Annotated in this window: 13 protein-coding genes; 8 read left to right on the top strand and 5 right to left on the bottom strand. The window is 73.7% G+C overall.

The annotated features are described in order from the left end of the window. The first annotated feature begins 376 nt into the window (after positions 1–376). Entirely contained in the window at positions 377–2,017 is a 1,641-nt protein-coding gene (locus AB0H53_RS12725) for a class I adenylate-forming enzyme family protein (RefSeq protein WP_362110685.1), read from the top strand. A 5-nt stretch (positions 2,018–2,022) separates the two neighbouring features. On the opposite strand, the gene AB0H53_RS12720 is transcribed toward AB0H53_RS12725, so the two are convergent. Beyond that, the gene (locus AB0H53_RS12720) at positions 2,023–3,300 is read right to left on the bottom strand and encodes a M6 family metalloprotease domain-containing protein (RefSeq protein ID WP_362110642.1); all 1,278 of its coding nucleotides are present in this window, start codon (positions 3,298–3,300) and stop codon (positions 2,023–2,025) included. Positions 3,301–3,903: 603 nt separating this feature from the next. On the opposite strand from AB0H53_RS12720, the gene AB0H53_RS12715 reads away from it, so the two are divergent. Both AB0H53_RS12715 and AB0H53_RS12710 read left to right on the top strand, forming a co-directional pair. Further along, positions 3,904–4,497 (top strand): TetR/AcrR family transcriptional regulator, encoded by a 594-nt coding sequence (locus AB0H53_RS12715; protein WP_362110682.1) that lies wholly within the window; start codon positions 3,904–3,906, stop codon positions 4,495–4,497. Between the two features lie 95 nt (positions 4,498–4,592). Continuing rightward, positions 4,593–6,116, top strand: coding sequence for an MFS transporter (locus AB0H53_RS12710; protein ID WP_362110639.1), 1,524 nt, complete (start codon positions 4,593–4,595; stop codon positions 6,114–6,116). Positions 6,117–6,185: 69 nt separating this feature from the next. Here AB0H53_RS12710 and AB0H53_RS12705 read toward each other — a convergent pair whose 3' ends face one another. Beyond that, positions 6,186–6,689, bottom strand: coding sequence for a MarR family transcriptional regulator (locus AB0H53_RS12705; RefSeq protein ID WP_362110636.1), 504 nt, complete (start codon positions 6,687–6,689; stop codon positions 6,186–6,188). A 480-nt stretch (positions 6,690–7,169) separates the two neighbouring features. Here AB0H53_RS12705 and AB0H53_RS12700 point away from each other — a divergent pair, with 480 nt between their 5' ends. After that, complete coding sequence (locus AB0H53_RS12700) at positions 7,170–8,168, top strand: sigma-70 family RNA polymerase sigma factor (RefSeq protein ID WP_362110633.1); 999 nt, start codon at positions 7,170–7,172, stop codon at positions 8,166–8,168. Positions 8,169–8,431: 263 nt separating this feature from the next. Here AB0H53_RS12700 and AB0H53_RS12695 read toward each other — a convergent pair whose 3' ends face one another. Further along, positions 8,432–9,391, bottom strand: coding sequence for a transcriptional regulator (locus AB0H53_RS12695; protein WP_362110630.1), 960 nt, complete (start codon positions 9,389–9,391; stop codon positions 8,432–8,434). 160 nt (positions 9,392–9,551) lie between these two features. Here AB0H53_RS12695 and AB0H53_RS12690 point away from each other — a divergent pair, with 160 nt between their 5' ends. The 4 genes from AB0H53_RS12690 (at position 9,552) to AB0H53_RS12675 (ending at position 15,163) form a co-directional block, all read left to right on the top strand. After that, complete coding sequence (locus tag AB0H53_RS12690; RefSeq protein ID WP_362110679.1) at positions 9,552–11,054, top strand: MFS transporter; 1,503 nt, start codon at positions 9,552–9,554, stop codon at positions 11,052–11,054. A gap of 119 nt (positions 11,055–11,173) precedes the next feature. After that, complete coding sequence (locus AB0H53_RS12685) at positions 11,174–11,935, top strand: DeoR/GlpR family DNA-binding transcription regulator (protein ID WP_362110627.1); 762 nt, start codon at positions 11,174–11,176, stop codon at positions 11,933–11,935. Then, the gene (pfkB, locus tag AB0H53_RS12680; protein WP_362110624.1) at positions 11,932–12,882 is read left to right on the top strand and encodes a 1-phosphofructokinase; all 951 of its coding nucleotides are present in this window, start codon (positions 11,932–11,934) and stop codon (positions 12,880–12,882) included. Before AB0H53_RS12685 ends, pfkB begins: the two co-directional genes overlap by 4 nt. A 124-nt stretch (positions 12,883–13,006) precedes the next feature. Next, positions 13,007–15,163 (top strand): fructose-specific PTS transporter subunit EIIC, encoded by a 2,157-nt coding sequence (locus AB0H53_RS12675; protein WP_362110621.1) that lies wholly within the window; start codon positions 13,007–13,009, stop codon positions 15,161–15,163. Between the two features lie 60 nt (positions 15,164–15,223). On the opposite strand, the gene AB0H53_RS12670 is transcribed toward AB0H53_RS12675, so the two are convergent. Beyond that, positions 15,224–16,054 carry a DUF6227 family protein gene (locus tag AB0H53_RS12670; RefSeq protein WP_362110619.1) on the bottom strand — a complete coding sequence of 277 codons (831 nt, stop codon included), beginning with the start codon at positions 16,052–16,054 and terminating at the stop codon, positions 15,224–15,226. 163 nt (positions 16,055–16,217) lie between these two features. Continuing rightward, the gene (locus AB0H53_RS12665) at positions 16,218–17,252 is read right to left on the bottom strand and encodes a P1 family peptidase (protein ID WP_362110616.1); all 1,035 of its coding nucleotides are present in this window, start codon (positions 17,250–17,252) and stop codon (positions 16,218–16,220) included. Positions 17,253–17,408: the final 156 nt, after the last annotated feature.

Raw genomic sequence — 17,408 nt, 5'->3', positions numbered from 1 at the left:
CCGGTCCGGGAGCAACGGCTCGATCCGCGCCCACTGCGCATCAGTCAACGGCACACCCGGACCAACGACCGACTGATCCAAACGAAACTGCCTAGCCGGCGCGGTCGCTCCCGGGTCGGTGGATGGCTGATACACATACCTTGACGGAGTGCGGGGGAGGTGCGTAGCGTCCGGAGTGGGACTGAGCAAGCGCTTAGGAAAGAGGCTGATCGTGCCGCACATCGAGCCGTCCGGTGAGCCGTCCGGCGGCGCGTCCGGAAGCCCGGCCGGGGCCCTCGCCGGGGAACCGGCCGGCGACCCGGCGGGGGACCTCGCCGCGAACCCGGCCGACCCGGCCGACCCGGCCGGCGACCCGTCCGTACGGCACTGGGAGGCCCTGACCGCGCCCGGCGCGCCCTTCGCCGTGGTCACCGGCGCGGACGGGCGGCGGGTGTACGCCGACGGCCCCCGCACCCTGCGGGAGTTCGCCGAGGTCGCCTGGGCCTTCGGGGAGCGCCCGTTCCTGATCGCGGAGAGCCGCCGCTACACGTACGGGGAGTTCTTCGCCGCCGCCTGCGCGCTCGCCCGGCGGTTCACCGAGGTGTACGGCCTGCGCCCGGGCGACCGGGCCGTCGTGGCGATGCGCAACCACCCCGAGTGGCAGATCGCCTTCTGGGCCGCCCAGTTGGCCGGCCTGGTCGCCGTGCCGCTCAACGCCTGGTGGACCGAGGAGGAGTTCGGCTACGCCCTCGACGACTGCCGGCCGGGCGTGCTGCTGGTCGACGGGGAGCGGGTGGGCCGGGTCCGGGCCTGGGCGCGCCGCACCGGAGTGCGGGGCGTGCTGTTCCACGGGGAGGACGAGGAGGAGGGCTTCGAGCGGTACGAGGAGCTGCCCGCCGCCGACCCGGCGCTCGGGCCGCCCGCCGTCGAGGTCCGGCCCGAGGACGACGCCACCATCATCTACACCTCCGGCACCACCGGCCGGCCCAAGGGCGCCGTCGCCACGCACCTCGCGCAGACCGGTGCCGCGAAGAACCCGCTGTTCCACGCCGCCGCGGCCACGCTGGAGAGCGGCGGGGTCCCCGGGCTGGGCCCGGCGCCCGTGATGCTGATGACGTTCCCGTTCTTCCACGTCGCCGCCTTCACCGCGGTCTACTCGGCGATGGCCGTGGGCGGCTCGCTGGTCCTGATGCGCAAGTGGGACGCGGACAAGGCCCTGGCGCTCGTCCACCGGCACGGCGTCACCCACTTCGCCGGGGTGCCCACCACCGCCCTCCAGCTCCTGGACGCCGCCCGGGAGACCGGTCTGGGACCGCTCACCCAGCTCAGCACCGGCGGGGCCGCCGCGCCTCCCGAGCTCGTCGCCCGCGTCGCGGACCGGTACGGCGAGCGGGTCGAGTCCCGCAACGGCTACGGGCTCACCGAGACCAGCGGTGGCGTACTGGCCCACTTCGGCGCCTCCTACCGCCGCTTCCCCGGCAGCGTGGGCCGGCCGACCCCGGTCACCGAGGTGCGCGTGGCCGGCCCCGACGGGCGGGCCGTGCCCGACGGCGAGGTGGGCGAGCTGTGGCTGCGCGGCCAGTCGCTGGTGCGCGGGTACTGGGAGGACCCCGAGGCGACCGCGGCGGCGTTCACACCGGACGGCTGGTTCAGGACCGGCGACCTGGCGACCGTGCGGGACGGGCGGGTCAGCGTCGTGGACCGGATCAAGGACATGGTCGTCCGGGGCGGCGAGAACGTGTACTGCGTGGAGGTCGAGGCAGCCCTGCACGACCACCCCGACGTGGTGGACGCGGCGGTGCTCGGGGTGCCCCACCCGGTACTGGGCGAGGAGGTCGCGGCGGTGGTGCGGCTGCGCGAGGATGCGGTGGCCGGGCCGGAGGAGCTGCGGGCCCATGTGGCGAAGAGCCTGGCGCCGTTCAAGGTGCCCGCGCACGTCCTCGTGCAGCGGGAGCCGCTGCCCCGCAACGCCACCGGCAAGGTGCTCAAACGGGAGCTCCGGCAGGACGTGCAGGCCCGGGTGACGCGGACCCGGTAGGACGTTCAGGCCCGGGTCACGCGGACCCGGTAGGTGCCGGACCCGGCGTCCTCGTCCAGCACCGTGACGCGCACTCCGTGGTGGGGGTCGGTGAACGACTCGCCGGGACGGTAGGGCGCGTCCGACAGCTCCGCGTGCACATTGGGGCGGCGGGTGCAGCCGCCGCTGTCGTGGTCGCTGTCGGTGACGGTGATGGGGCCCTGACCGGTGTCCACGTCGGACTGGACGTGGTAGATCAGCACGCCCGGCTCGCACACCGCCTCGTCGTTGCCGTCCCGGGTGCGGACCTCCACCGCGTACCCGGACTCGGTGGTCAGCGGTACGAAGACGAGCTTGGCGCCGCCCCGGGTGGCCAGCGGGGTGAGTTCGTACTCGTGGCTGCCGCTGGTCGCGGCACACCGGACCTGCTCGCCGTCCAGCCAGCCCAGCTTCCACTTGTGCCAGCCCAGCAGGTCGTTGTTGGCGCCCCAGTCCTCGGACATGATGTCCCAGTGCCCGACCGCGCCGCCGCCCTCGGCCGTGTAGAGGTCGGGCAGGCCGAAGACGTGGCCGTTCTCGTGCGGCAGCACCCGGTAGCCCGTCTCGTCGTACGAGCCGGAGCCGTCGTCCTGGCGGCTGTAGACGAACGAGGTGTTGGCCAGCGGCGTGCCGTCCGCGTAGGGGGCGTCGGAGTTGCCGGAGAACGTGACGGACAGGACGGTGTCCAGCGCGGAGGGACCGGCGTTGGGCGTGACCAGGACGTTGATCAGGTCGTAGGCGCTGAAATCGACCTTGGGGTCGGCGGCGGCCACGATGTCCTCGACCAGGCGCCGGTACCCCGGTTCGTAGGGTGAGCCGCGTTCTATCCCGTACTCGACGAACGGCATCGGCATCCGCAGCCAGTCCGGCAGCGGCGCCTCGGCACGGTAGCGCAGCCGCCCGTAGGAGCTGACCCGGAACCAGTCGGTGGTCTGCGGGAAGAACTCGGCGAACCGGCTCATCGCCGGGCCCTCACCGGGCGCGTCCGGGAAGTCGACCATCAGGTTGAGGGCGCGGATCTCGCCCGTGGAACGGACGTACCCGGGGGCGGTGGGCATCCCCTCGGACATCTGGACGCCCAAGGTGGCCGTGATGCGGCACGGCGCGAGCCCCAGTTCGTCGGTCGCGTCGGTGGCGACCGGGCCGGCGGAGGCGCTGGTCGCTTCGGGGAGCGTGGCGCTCGCCGTCGCCAGGGCTGCGAGGGCGAGCGTGGTGGCGGCCCCGAGCGCGACCGGTCTGCGTATTCGCCGGCGGGTCTGCTGCATGCGCACGCGCCTCCGGTTCCACGGCAGCCGGCCGGGCCCGGGCTGCTCTCCGTCCCGATCAGCCTGGGCCGGGCCGTGGGCGGGCGCTCGCCGAGTGGCCCGATCGTGGGTTTCTCGCCAGTAGCAGGAGTAGGGGAGGCGGCGGGTCCGCACGGGAGTGCCGGGAGGCCCCCGGAGGGGCGGGAATGACGGGAGGGAGGGCGCCGGAACAGCGGGAGCGGCCGGGGAGCAGGGGCGGGGCGAACCACCGCAGTGGCCGGTTCGCCGGACGCCGGACCGCCGGAGTGGCCGCGGACCGCCGGAGTGGCCGCGGCCCACCGCAGTCGCCGGCTTCGCCGGAGCCGGAGCGCCGGAGTCGCCGCGGGGCGCGCGGGGGGCCGGGACAGCGGGCGGGCGGGAGTGGCGCGGGTCACACGGGCGGAGGGAAATAACCGGGGAGCTCTTCCCCGTTTGGACCTGTGTCGCGACAACCGGGGAACCTCTCCCCGTTTCAGCCCGATCGTCAGGAAGGGTGGAGCCGTGACCGGTCCTGCCAGCGCCACCAGTGGAGCCGCCGCCCCCGGCGGCGCGGCGCGCCGGGAGCACCGGCCGAGGGCCGACGCCCTGCGCAACCGGGAGCGGATCGTGACGGCGGCCCGCGAGATGTTCGTCGAGTTCGGTCCCGACGTGCCGTTCGACGAGGTCGCCCGCCGGGCCGGAGTCGGCAACGCCACCCTCTACCGCCATTTCCCCGACCGCCCCGCCCTCGTCCACGACGTCGTCCTCTCCGTCATGTCCCGCACCGCGGACCTGGCCCAGGAGGCGGCCCGCGAGGAGCCCGACACCTTCGGCGCGCTGCGGCGCTTCGCGCACGCCGCCGCCGACGAGCGGATCGGCGCCCTGTGCCCGGTGCTGTCCGGCGCATTCGACTCCGACCACCCCGAACTGCACGCCGAGCGGACCCGGTTGGACCGGGCCGTGCAGAGCCTGGTCGACCGGGCCCACGCGGCGGGCCGGCTGCGTCCCGACGTCGCTGTCGGCGACCTGCTGATGGGGCTCTCCCAGCTCACTCGCCCGCTGCCGGGCACCGCGTGCCTGAGCGTCGACCGGTTCGCGCACCGCCACCTCGAGCTGTTCCTCGACGGCCTGGAGGCACCCGCCCGCTCCGAGCTGCCGGGAACGGCCGCGACGCTGGAGGACCTGCGCGCGTCCTGCTGACCTCGGTACCACTCCTCTCCGTACTTCCGCTACGCCCTCTCCGCACGTTCATTACGTCCTTTTTGCTCATTTCGTATCGCTAGGTGGCTACCTCCATGTCGAAACCGCCCGCCATATCGCTTCCCGACCCCCGCCGCTGGAGAGCCCTGGTCTTCATCGCCCTGGCCCAGTTGATGGTCGTGCTCGACGCGACGATCGTGAACATCGCGCTGCCGTCCGCCCAGCGGGACCTGGGCATCTCGGACGGCAACCGGCAGTGGGTCATCACCGCCTACGCGCTCGCGTTCGGCGGCCTGCTGCTGTTCGGCGGACGCATCGCCGACCTGTGGGGCCGCAAGCGCACCTTCGTCGTCGGCCTGCTGGGCTTCGCCGCCGCCTCCGCGCTGGGTGGCGCGGCCACCGGCGAGGCGATGCTGCTGGGCTCCCGGGCGCTCCAGGGCGCGTTCGGCGCGCTGCTCGCACCGGCCGCGCTGTCGCTGCTCGCCGTGATGTTCACCGACACCCGTGAGCGGGCCAAGGCCTTCGGCATTTACGGCGCCATCGCCGGTGGCGGCGGCGCGGTCGGTCTGATCCTCGGCGGCGTCCTCACCGAGTACCTCGACTGGCGCTGGACCTTCTTCGTCAACATCCCGTTCGCCGTCGTGGCCGCCGCCGGTGCCTACTTCGTGATCCGTGAGCCGGCCGGTGGCCGCAACCGCTCCCCGCTGGACATCCCCGGCGTGGTGCTCTCCACGCTCGGCCTGGTCACCCTCGTGTACGGCTTCACCCGCGCCGAGTCCGACGGCTGGTCCGACTCCGTCACCGTCGCGGTGTTCATCGCCTCGGTGGTCCTGCTCGCCGCGTTCGTCGCCGTCGAGGCGCGGGTCGCCTCGCCGCTGCTGCCGCTGCGCGTGCTGACCGACCGCAACCGGGGCGGGGTCTACCTGTCGCTCGGCCTCGCCGTCATCGCGATGTTCGGCCTCTTCCTCTTCCTCACGTACTACCTCCAGATCGTGAAGGGGTACTCCCCGGTCAAGACCGGCTTCGCCTTCCTGCCGATGATCGCCGGCATGATCACGGGCTCGACGCAGATCGGCGCACGGCTGATGACCCGCGTCCCGCCGCGCTGGCTGATGGGCCCCGGATTCCTGACGGCGGCGGTCGGCATGCTGCTGCTGACGCAGTTGGAGACCGGCTCCTCGTACACCGGCCTGATCCTGCCCGCGCAGGTGCTGCTGGGCCTGGGCATGGGTACGGCGTTCATGCCGGCCATGTCCCTGTCCACGCACGGGGTGGAGGCGCGGGACGCCGGGGTGGCCTCCGCGATGGTGAACACCTCCCAGCAGGTCGGCGGCGCCATCGGCACCGCGCTGCTCAACACCATCGCCGCGTCGGCGACCACCGCCTACGTCACCGACCACCTGGCCGCCGCCACATCACCGCAGGCGCGCGGGCTGCTGCAGCTCCAGGCCATGGTGGAGGGCTACACCGCCGCGATCTGGTGGGCGGTCGGCATCCTGGCCCTGTCCGCGGCCATCGCCGTGGCGTTCATCAACACCGGCCGCCCGGGCGCGAGCGCCGAGGCCGCCCCGGACGGCGGCGCGCCGGACGAGGTGCGGATCCCGGTGGTCGCCCACTGACGAGCCGGCCGCGGTGTCCGCGCCGCGCGCCGTGCCTTCCCCGTCCCGTCCTGCCCTGGTCCCGCCGCCTCAGCGGAGCCAGGGCAGGTCCGCGTTCGGGTCCGACGGCTGGAGGCCCTCGGCCATCACCCGCATGATCTCGCCGAGCTGCGCCACCTGTTCGCCGGTGAGCCGGTCGAAGATCGCCTGCCGTACGGCGGCGACGTGCCCGGGCGCGCTGCGCCTCAGTACCTGGTGGCCCTCGTCCGTCAGCAGCGCGTTCTGGCCGCGCTTGTCGGAGGGGCAGTCCTCCCGGCGCACCCAGCCGTTCTTCTCCAGCCGGGCGACGGCGTGCGAGAGCCGGGACCTGGTGATCTTGGCGCCCTTGGCCAGCTCGGTCATCCGCATCCGGCGGCGGGGTGCCTGGGAGAGCTGGACGAGCAGACCGTAGTAGACGTGCGGCATCCCGGCGTCCCGCTGGAGCTGGCGGTCGAGATGGTCCTCCAGGAGCGTGGTGGCGTGCAGGTACGCCCGCCAGACGGCCTGCTCCTCGTCGCTGAGCCAGCGGGGCTCGCCGTTCGTTGCCGGTTCCATGTATCCACTCTACGTTCCTTGAACCTTTAATCACTTCCGGGCGGCCTCAGGCATACCCCTGAACATTGCGGGCACCGGCCTCCTGCGCACCGTGCGCAACCAGGAGACGGCGCGAGTCGTCTTCCGGGTCGGAGAACGGCCGGACGGGCGGGCCCGGGCGGAAATGGTGCGGTACCGGAGGCAAGGGTGCGGCACCGGGCGGAATGGCGGCACCGGAGGTGACGGCGGTCTCACCGGTGCGGTGGTCGCCGGGGGCCACCAGGGCGCCGGGACCGGCCGCCGTTACCGGTCTGACCTGCGTCTCCGCACCCGGGCGCGACGCTCCGTCCCGCTCCGGCGGCGGGACAGGGTACTGCAACATCGGGAAAAACGATGGGTCGCATGGGAATTCTGTCCGGATTCCAGTCGTTGTTTCCGTCGGATGCAGGGCACCCGGAAGGGTGTCGCGACCTACTCAGCTACTCAGCAAAGGGAGCTCGCATGGCAACCCGTGCCGTCGCCCGACGACAGTCCGCCAGTGGTGGGACCGAGCGGGCAAGCAGTGTGCGCGCCGTGGGCGGGGAGATCGCCGACCGCGACCTGGTCGGCATGTACCTCGACGAGATCGCGCGTACGCCCCTGCTCGACGCCGCGAAGGAGGTCGAACTCTCCCAGACCATCGAGGCCGGCGTGTACGCCCAGCAGATCTTGGACGGCGAGATGGAGAGCGACGCCGGCGGGGCGACCCGTGAGGAGCTGGAACGCCTGGCCGCCGAGGGGGAGCGGGCCAAGGACGTCTTCATCCGGTCCAACCTGCGGCTCGTGGTGGCGGTCGCCCGTCGCTACCCGCGCAGCGGACTGCCGCTGCTCGACCTGATCCAGGAGGGCAACGCCGGCCTGGTGCGGGCGGTGGAGAAGTTCGACTACACCAAGGGCTTCAAGTTCTCGACGTACGCGACATGGTGGATCCGCCAGGCCATCACCCGGTCGATCGCCGACCAGTCGCGCACCATCCGGCTCCCCGTCCACCTCGTGGAGGAACTGGGCCGTATCCGGCGCGTGCAGCGGGAGTTCAACCGCGAGCACGGCCGCGACCCGGAGGCCGCGGAGATCGCCGCCGACCTCGGCTCGACCCCCGAGCGGGTCACCGACGTCCTGGACTGGGCGCGCGACCCCGTGTCGCTGAACATGCCGGTGGACGACGCCGGTGAGACGCAGTTCGGCGACCTGCTGGAGGACACCTCCGCGGTCTCGCCCGAGCAGTCGGTCCTGACGCTGCTGCGCAGCGAGGAACTGGAGGACCTGATCGGCAAGCTCGACAACCGTACGGCGTCGATCATCCGGATGCGGTACGGCATCGAGGACGGCCGGGAGCGGACCCTCACCGAGGTCGGCAAGGAGCACGGCCTGACACGTGAGCGGATCCGCCAGATCGAGAAGCACGCCCTGCTGGAACTGAAGCGGATGGCCCACGACACCGGCTTCGACGCCGCCGCCTGACCGAGCGGTCCGGCCCCGGACGGGCGCGCCCACGAGCGGGCGCGCCCGCGGCGCGGCCCCGGCCCGGTCCGGGCCCGGGCCTGCACGACCGGGTCCCCCGAGCGGGTGCCACCCCGCCCCGGCCGCCCCCGGGCCGATGCCGGCCCCGGCGGCTCACGGGCGGCCCCGCGCCCGCGACGGCACGGCGGCTTCCGGCCCTGCCAGGACCCCGCGGCGACGTCACCACGGTTCCGCGAGGCCCCGCGCAGGACGGCGCCGGCGGTTCAGGACGGCACCGCGCGCCCCAGCCGGGCGCCCAGTTCGGTCACGTACGACACCAGCGGCTCCGGGCCGTGCACGGTGAACTCGCAGTCGACCAGGGCCAGCCGGAGCGCCACCCACTCCACGGAGTCGGCCGAGCGGGTGCGCAGCCGGCAGGTGCCGGGGCCGGTCGGGACCGGGACCAGGTGGCCCGGCAGGCGCGCCGCCACGAATGAGGCGGGCGCCGAGAAGGTGACGTCCACCTCCTGCTCCGGCTGTGTCCGGGACAGCGACCCCGCCAGCAGCGCCGAGGCGTCCCCGGACGGCAGCTCGCGCGGGGTGAACCGCGCACCCGTCGGGAACGGCTCGCTGACCCGGTCCACGCGGAACGTGCGCCAGTCCTCGCGCGCCAGGTCGTAGGCCACGAGGTACCAGCGCCACCCGGTGGACACCAGCCGGTACGGCTCGACCTGCCGCCTGCTCTCCGTCCCGTCGCCCGCGCGGTAGCCGAAGCGGAGGCGCTCGTGGCCGGTGACGGCGGCCGCCAGTGCGGTGAGTGTCTGCGGTGCGACGGTCGCCCCGTCGCCCCGGGTGAGCGGGATCGTCGCGTTCTGGAGGGTGGAGACCCGGTGCCGCAGCCGGGACGGCAACACCTGCTCCAGCTTGGCCAGCGCCCGTACGGACGCCTCCTCCACCCCCTCGATGGCGTGGCCCGCGCCCGCGCGCAGCCCCACGGCGATGGCGACCGCCTCCTCGTCGTCCAGCAGCAGCGGTGGCAGCGCGGCGCCCGCGACCAGCCGGTAACCGCCGACCGCGCCCCGGGTCGCCTCGACCGGGTAACCGAGGTCGCGCAACCGGTCGATGTCGCGGCGGATGGTGCGCGGGCTGACACCGAGCCGCCCGGCGAGCTCGCTGCCCGGCCACTCGCGCGGTGTCTGGAGGAGGGAGAGCAGGTTCAGCAGTCGTGCCGGGGTGTCCGTCATGCCACCAGGATGGCGGCCATCTAGGACATGTTCTGTCCTACTGCCGGGTTAGATTCCGGCCATGACCTCGAAACCGACCGCGAGCCACGACCGTCCCGAAGGGGAGCGAGAGCCGCACAGCAGCGCCGACCGGCGCCGATGGCTGGCCCTGGCCATCGTCATGACGGCGGCCTTCATGGACCTGGTCGACGTGACCATCGTCAACATCGCCATCCCGAGCATCGAGCGCGATCTGTCGGCCTCGTTCGGCGCGATCCAGTGGATCACCGCCGGCTACGCCCTCGCCTTCGCCGCGGGGCTCATCACCGGTGGCCGCCTCGGTGACATCTACGGCCGCAAGCGGCTGTTCCTGATCGGCATGGCGGGCTTCACCGTCGCCTCGGCGCTCTGCGGCCTGGCCGCGAACCCCGAGATCCTGGTCGCCGCCCGGCTCCTCCAGGGGGCGATGGCCGCGCTGATGGTGCCGCAGGTGCTGGCGATCATCCACGTCACCTTCCCGGCGCACGAGCGCGGCAAGGTCTTCGGGCTGTTCGGCGCGATCGTCGGCCTCGGGGCGGTGTCCGGTCCGCTGCTGGGCGCACTGCTCACCCAGTGGAACCTGTTCGGCCTGGAGTGGCGGCCGATCTTCCTGATCAACCTCCCGGTCGGCATGGCCGGACTCCTCCTGGGCCGTGCCTTCATCACCGAGTCCCGCGCCGAGCGGACACTCCGCCTCGACCTGGTCGGCGTCGTCCTGGTCACGCTCGGCCTGCTGATGCTGATCTACCCGCTGACGCGCGGCCGTGAGCTGGGCTGGCCGCTGTGGGGCCACCTCTGCATGGCGGGCAGCGCCGTGGTGTTCGGCGCGTTCGTGGCGTACGAGAAGTACAAGACGCGCAAGGACGGCTCGCCGCTCGTCGAACTGTCGCTGTTCCGGGTGAAGAGCTTCGCGGCCGGTATCGCGGTACAGCTGACCTTCGGCGTCGTGATGGGGATCTTCTTCCTGGTCTGGACCCTGTACATGCAGATGGGCCTGGGCTGGAGCCCGCTGCGGGCCGGGCTGACCGGCGTACCGTTCTCCATAGCCGTGTCCGTGGCGGCCGGCCTGTCCGTGCAGAAGCTGGTGCCGCGCTTCGGGCGCAAGGTGCTCCAGGCGGGCGCGCTCACGATGGCCGGGGGGCTGCTGCTCTACATCTGGGAAGCCGGACGGTACGGCGCCGCCATCCAGTCCTGGCAGATGGTCCCGCCGCTGGTGATCATGGGCCTGGGCATGGGCTTGATCGTGGCGCCGCTGACGGACGCGGTGCTGTCGGACGTGCCGCGGGAGCACGCCGGTTCCGCCTCCGGCCTGATCAACACCACCGGCCAGATGGGCAACGCCCTGGGCCTCGGCCTGGTGTCGGTGGTCTTCTTCGGATCGATCGACGGGCAGCGGCTGACGCCCGACCGGGTGGGCACGGTGTTCGCCGACGCCTTCCAGGGCTCGCTGTGGTGGGTCGTGGGCATTCTGGCGGCGATCTTCGCGATCATGTTCGCGCTGCCGAAACGGCCGAAGCAGCACCTGGAGGGCGAGACGGTGGCGGGCCCGGACCTGAGCGGGGACCTGTCGTCGGGCCCGTCGGGCCCGTCGGGTCAGGCAGGCCCCTCGTCGCCGCGCCAGGAACCGGAGCAGGTCCCGGCGTAGCGGCCCGGCCGAGCCCGTCCGTGTCCGTTTCGATGCCCGAGTGTGTTTACTTCCCAGCAGGGCAGCGCTAGCCTGCTGGTGAAACCACAGGTTCGGGCATCGAACGGACGTAAAGCCACATGTACGCACCGGAGCGCCAGCAGCGGATCCTCAACCTGGCCCGGGAGCGCGGCCGGGTGGAGGTGCTCTCCCTCGCCGACGAGTTCCAGGTCACCGCCGAGACGATCAGGCGCGACCTGAAGGCCCTCGACCGCGCCGGACTCGTCCGCCGGGTGCACGGCGGGGCCATCCCGGCCGGACGGCTGGACTTCGAGCCGGACCTGTCCGAGCGCGAGTCCACCGCCGCCGACGAGAAGGACCGCATCGCCCGCGCCGCCCTGGCCGAACTCCCCGAGGACGGCAGCGTCATCCTCGACGCCGGCTCCACCGTGGCCCGGCTCGCCGCCGCCCTCCCGCTGGAGTCCTCGCTCACCGTCGTCACCCACGCCCTGCCCGCCGCCGCCCGACTGGCCGACCACCCCGGCATCGCCCTGCACCTGGTGGGCGGGCGGGTGCGGCACCGCACGCGCGCCGCCGTCGACGCCTGGGCCCTGACCGCGTACGGGCAGATCCGCGCCGACGTGGTCTTCCTCGGCGCCAACGGCTTCTCCCCCCGGTACGGCCTGACCACCCCCGACCCCGCCGAGGCCGCCGTCAAGCGCGCCACCGTCGCCGCCGCGCGACGCGTGGTGCTGCTCGCCGACTCGGCCAAGTACGGCAAGGAGCACTTCGCCCGGTTCGGCGACCTGGCCGACGTGGACCTGCTCATCACGGACACCGGCCTGAGCCCCGAGGACGCGGTGGCCGTGGAGGCGGCCGGCACGGAGGTCGTACGCGCGTGATCCTGACCGTCACCCCCAACCCCTCGCTGGACCGCACCTACGAGGTGCCGGCCCTGACGCGCGGCGACGTCCTGCGCGCGACCGGTGAACGCGTGGACCCCGGGGGCAAGGGCGTCAACGTCTCCCGCGCCGTGGCGGCCGCCGGCCACCGCACCGTCGCCGTCGTACCGCTCGGCGGCGCACCGGGCGCACTGGTGGCGGACCTGCTGGCCGGACAGGGCATCGAGGTGGCACCGGTACCGGTCGCGGGGGCCACCCGGTCCAACATCGCCATCGCCGAACCGGACGGCACCCTGACGAAGATCAACGCCCCGGGACCGGAACTGAGCGCCGCCGAGGCGCTGGCCATCGTCTCGGCGGTCGGCGCGTACTCCGCCCGGGCCGACTGGATCGCCTGCTGCGGCAGCCTGCCGCGCGGCCTCGGCCCCCAGTGGTACGCCGAGCTGGTCACCCGCGCGCACGGGTGCGGCTCCCGTATCGCCCTGGACACCTCGGGACCCTCGCTGCTCGCCGCGCTGCGCGCCCGGCCCGACGTGGTCAAGCCCAACGCGGAGGAGCTCGCCGAAGCGGTCGGGCGGCCGCTCGCCACGGTGGGCGACGTGGCCGAGGCGGCGGAGGAACTGCGCCGGGCCGGCGCCGGCGCGGTGCTCGCCAGCCTCGGCGCGGACGGCCAGTTGCTGGTCGACGGGGACGGCGTCCTGTACGGCCACGCCGCCGTCGCCGCCGTACGCAGCGACGTCGGCGCGGGCGACGCCTCCCTGGCGGGGTTCCTCGCGGCGGGCGGCCGGGGACCGGCCGCGCTGGCGGCGGCGGTCGCGCACGGGGCGGCGGCCGTCCAGCTGCCCGGCAGCGAGATGCCGGCCCCCGCCGACCTGGACCCGGCGGCGGTCACCGTCACCGCCGACGTGCCCCTCGACCGGGGCCTGACCGAACCGGTGACGAAGTGAACCGGCCGTCGAACGGCCGGCAGTCGTGCGGCCGGCCGTCGAGCGGCCGCCGAGCCGGCGGTTCGGGGAGCGAACGAGTCGGCGATCGGCCGACTCGGTGGGACAACGAGTGAGGGAGCCCGCGATGAGCGAGATGATCACCGCGGACCTGGTCGATCTCGACCTGGCCGCGCGGACGAAGGAAGAAGCGGCCCGCTCGCTCGCCGAGCGCATGGTGGCCCTGGGCCGGGTGACCGACCTGGACGGCTTCCTGGCCGACGTGGCGGCGCGCGAGGCGCAGATGCCGACCGGCCTGGACGGCGGCATCGGCATCCCGCACTGCCGCAGCGCCCATGTCACCGCGCCCACACTCGCCTTCGGCCGCTCGGCGGACGGTATCGACTTCGGCGCCCCGGACGGACCGGCCGACCTGATCTTCCTGATCGCCGCCCCGGCGGGCGCGGACGACGCGCACCTGACGATCCTGTCGTCCCTGGCCCGCCGCCTGATGCGGGCCGACTTCACGACGGCCCTGCGCGGCCTGACCTCTCCGGAGCGGGCAGCCTCGCTGATCCGTGGCGACACACCGCCGACGGCGCCGGAGGCGGACGCGGACGCGGACGCGGATGCGGAGGAGACGGCTCCGGACGCGGGTACGGGGACGCCTCCGGCGCCGGGACCGGACCCGGAGGCGGGCCGGGTTCCCGAGGCGGTGACGCCTCCGGCGATTCCCGCGGAGCCGGTCGTCGCACCGCGGTCCGCACCCGCCCCGGAAGCGCCCGCCGCTGGCCCGGAAGCATCCGCCGCGGTGGTGGACGCCCCCGTACGGATCGTGGCCGTGACCTCGTGCCCCACCGGGATCGCGCACACCTACATGGCCGCCGAGGCCCTGGAGAAGGCCGGGCGGGCAGCCGGGGCCGAGGTGGTGGTGGAGACCCAGGGGTCCGCCGGGTTCACCCGGCTCGCCCCCGCCGTCATCGCCGCCGCCGACGGTGTGATCCTCGCGCACGACGTGCCCGTGCGTGAGAAGGAGCGGTTCGCCGGTAAGCCCACCGTCGACGTCGGGGTGAAGGCCGCCATCAACCGGCCCGCCGAGCTGATCGCCGAGGTGCGCGGCAGGGCGGAACGCGGTGAGGTCACCGCACCCGGCACGGCCGGCGGCACACCCGTGGACCAGGCGGGCGAGCCCGGCGAGGGCTACGGCACCCGGCTCCGCAAGTGGCTGATGTCGGGGATCAGTTACATGGTCCCGTTCGTCGCCGCCGGCGGTCTGCTGATCGCCCTGGGCTTCGCCATCGGCGGCTACACCGTCAACAAGGCTCCTTCCGTCACCGAGCACTTCCTCTGGACCGACCAGACGAGCTGGGCGGCGCTGCTCTTCCAGATCGGCGGCCTGGCCTTCGAGTTCCTCATCCCGGTGCTCGCCGGTTACATCGCGTACGGCATGGCCGACCGCCCGGGTCTGGTCCCCGGCTTCGTCGGCGGCGCCGTCGCGCTCACCATCAACGCCGGGTTCCTCGGCGGCCTGGCCGCCGGCCTGCTCGCGGGCGGCACCGTGATGGCCGTCCAGCGGGTCGGGGTGCCCGTGCCGCTGCGCGGCATCATGCCGGTCGTGGTGATCCCGCTCATCTCGTCGGCGGTCGTCGGGTTCCTGATGTTCCTGGTGATCGGCAAGCCCATCGCGTCCCTCCAGAAGGCGCTCACCGACTGGCTGTCCGGTCTCTCCGGGGCCAACGCGATCGTGCTGGGTGTGATCCTCGGCCTGATGATGGCCTTCGACCTCGGCGGCCCGCTCAACAAGGTGGCCTACGCCTTCGCGATCGGGGGGCTCGCCCACCCGACGGAGGGTTCTTTGAAGGTCATGGCCGCCGTGATGGCCGCCGGTATGGTGCCGCCGCTCGCCATGGCCCTGGCCACCACGGTGCGCGGGAGGCTCTTCACCCGGGCCGAGCGGGAGAACGGCAAGGCGGCCTGGGTGCTCGGCGCTTCGTTCATCACCGAGGGCGCCATCCCGTTCGCCGCCGCCGACCCGCTCCGGGTGATCCCCTCGGCGATGGCGGGCGGCGCGGTGACCGGCGCGCTGTCGATGGCCTTCGAGTGCACCCTGCGCGCACCGCACGGCGGTGTCTTCGTGGTCCCCCTGATCGGCAACCCCCTCCTCTACCTGGCCGCCGTCCTGGCCGGCACGCTGGTGAGCGCCGCTCTTGTGATCCTGCTCAAGGGCGCCCGCCGGGCGACCGCCCCTGAGCCGGCCACGGGCGCCGGGCCCGGCGCGCCCGACAAGGCAGTCGCCGCCGCCTGACGACGGTTTCCGCCGGGGCCCGGGCGGACCGGTCCGGGCCCCGGGAGCCGGGACCCGGGCTCAGGGCACCCGCGCCCGCAGTTCCATCGCCTCACGCGCGGAACGCTCGTGCTCGTAGACCTCGCACATGTGCCGGCCGTCCGGTGTCGCGGTGTGCTCCACCTCCCAGACGCTCAACTCGCTGCCGTCCAGCAGCAGGAACGCGTGCTCGTAGAGCGTGAACCCGGCGTCCTTCCCCGCCACGCTGCACTGGCGGCCGAAGACCTGCCGGATGTGGTGCGCGAAGGCGGTCCGCAACCGGTTCGCCACCGCCTCACCCGGCCGGTCCGCGTTCTCCGCGCGGCGCAGCACCCGGCGCGCGTGGTCGGCGGAGCCGTCCGGCAGATACGTCCGGGGGGCCGGCTGGGCCGGGTGGACCAGCAGCGCGCTCAGCGACTCCAGACCGGCGTGGAGCTCGCCGAGGGCGTCGGCCCCACCCTCCATCACCTCGGCGGCGTCGATGGCCCGGACACCGCCGAGACGGCCGTCCGGACCCGCGAAACCGATGGGCAGCCGGGAGGCGGCCAACCGGACCTCGGCCTCCTCGGCGTACAGCTCGTGCTGCTCGCTGCCGTTCCGGCCGGTGTTGTGCACCAGCTCCCACAGCGTCAGCGCCGAACCGTCGGTGAGCAGGTACGTGTGCCGGTACGTCGCCCGGTGCAGCCCCGCGCTGTGGTGCGAGGAGTGGAGCGAACTGGCCTGCGTCAGCGCGGAGTCCAGCCGTTCGACCAGGGCATCGGGCAGGTCGAAGGAGTTCAGTGCCCGGCCGAGGAGACGCTCGACATGGGTCTCGGGCGTCTCATAGGGGTCGTGCGGACCGTACGAACCCCAGGAAGCGTGCGAATCGTGCAAATCATGCGGATCGTTCAACGTGGGTCTCCAGGCCGTCGCCGCGTGTCACTCGATGCTTGCTTAAGGTAGTCCCTGGGTCTGACAACGCGTCCGGCTTCCGGGAAACGAAGGGCGCACGATCCCGGTTCCCGCGCGCCCCCGAACAACTCCCCTCTCGCGCCGGTCACTCGACGCCGTAGAGCGCCCGGTACGAGGGGAAGTCGCCACCCGGTCCGGACACCGAGGCGGCTGAGCGCACCGCCCGGACGATCGCCCTGGTCACGACGTCCGCACCGGCCGCCAGCACCTCGTTCAGCGCGAGCGGACCCGCTCCTTCCGCGAGCGGGCGCGCGCCCGTCGCGAGCGTGAAGACGGTGTCGCCGTCATTGAGCAGGTGTACCGGCCGGACGGCGCGCGCGATGCCGTCGTGCGCCGTACCCGCGAGCTTCTGCGCCTGCGCCCGGGTCAGGTCCGCGTCCGTCCCCACCACGGCGAGGGTCGTGTTCAGCGGCGGCCAGCCGCTGCGCTCCACCGCCTCGGCCAGCCGCCGCAGCGCGGCCGCGTGCACCTCGGGAGCGGGGTAGTCGGGACGGCCCTCGCCGTACGCCCCGTACAGCACGCCCGTCAGCGGGTCGACCGCCGAGCCCACCGCGTTGGCCACCACCAGCGCGCCCACGGTGACACCGGACGGCAGGACCGTACTGGCCGTCCCCACCCCGCCCTTCATCCCGCCGATCACCGCCCCCGTACCGGCGCCCACCCCGCCGCACTCCAGCGGCGCGCCCGGCTCGGTGGCGTCGGCGGCCTCCACCGCCGCCCGGCCCGTCGACGCGTCCGGGCGGGCCTTCCAGTCACCGCCCCGGCCCAGGTCGAACACGCAGGCCGCGGGGACCACCGGCACCACATGGGACGGCTCCGGTCCGACCCGCACGCCCCGGCCACGCTCCTCCAGCCAGGCCATCACCCCGGCCGCCGCCTCCAGGCCGTACGCACTGCCACCCGTCAGGACCACCGCCTCCACGCGCTGGACCAGGTTGCGCGGGTCGAGCGCGTCCGTCTCCCGGGTACCGGGCCCGCCGCCCCGGACGTCCACGGCCGCGACGGCGCCACCCGGGGGCGCCAGGACGACGGTGGTGCCGCTCAGCGCCCTGTCCCCCGGCACCCGCGCGTGGCCGACCCGGAGACCGGCCACGTCCGTCAGTGCGTCATTGCTCACCATGGCCCTTGCGTACCACGGCGGCCCCCGATGGCGGACCCCGCCCGTGCGGTGGACCCGCCGTGCGGTGGACCCCCGTGCGGTGGGCGTCACCGGGCTGCGGGCCGGCCCCGCCCCGGGCCGGCCCGCAGCCCATGACCGACGACCCGGTCCCGGCGC

It is taken from the genome of Streptomyces sp. NPDC050856, assembly GCF_040653855.1.
Classification (GTDB): Bacteria; Actinomycetota; Actinomycetes; order Streptomycetales; family Streptomycetaceae; genus Streptomyces.
Note: the sequence above shows the minus strand (reverse complement) of the source record. Positions and strands in the feature narration are given on the sequence as shown.